Raw genomic sequence first — 746 nt, 5'->3', positions numbered from 1 at the left:
GGCTCCTACTGTTTGTATGTATGCGGTTTCAGATTCTATTTCACTCCCCTCCCGGGGTTCTTTTCGCCTTTCCCTCACGGTACTGGTTCACTATCGGTCGATTACGAGTATTTAGCCTTGGAGGATGGTCCCCCCATCTTCGAGCAGGATGTCACGTGTCCCGCCCTACTTCTCATGCTCTTAGTACCACAAAACTCATTTCATATACGGGGCTATCACCCTCTATAGCCGAACTTTCCAGATCGTTCTACTGTGTGTTTTGTTATCAAGCATTAGGCTGTTGCGCATTCGCTCGCCGCTACTAGCGCAATCTCGGTTGATTTCTTTTCCTGTAGCTACTTAGATGTTTCAGTTCACTACGTTCGCCTCCTTAAGCTATGTATTCACTTAAGGATACCTTTGCAGGTGAGTTCCCTCATTCGGATATCCATGGTTCAATGCTCGTTGTCAGCTCCCCACGGCTTTTCGCAGACTGCCACGTCCTTCATCGCCTGTAATCGCCAAGGCATCCACCACATACACTTAGTCACTTGATCCTATAACCCTACCGCCTATTGCCCGGCAGAGTCACAAGCAACTCTATAACGTTGTACGCTGTTTCTCAATTTTTAAGGTTCTCAAGAACTCTTTATTTGAGTTTGAATGCAATCACAACCCGTTTCCAATCAATCCATCTCAGACTCTCATGAAATCCAAGACTTCTTCTTGATTGAAACGCTTTGTTTCACCAAATTGTTAAAGAACAT

The 746-nt window shown here is 45.6% G+C and carries 1 rRNA gene; it reads right to left on the bottom strand.

What is annotated here, in order from left to right:
- Positions 1-536: ribosomal RNA gene (locus H5985_RS09240) — 23S ribosomal RNA — on the bottom strand; the annotation flags it as partial.
- Positions 537-746 lie beyond the last annotated feature (210 nt).

The sequence above is a fragment of the Parasutterella secunda genome (genome assembly GCF_016901835.1).
GTDB lineage: Bacteria > Pseudomonadota > Gammaproteobacteria > Burkholderiales > Burkholderiaceae_F > Aphodousia > Aphodousia faecavium.
This window is presented reverse-complemented; position numbering and strand designations above follow the sequence as displayed.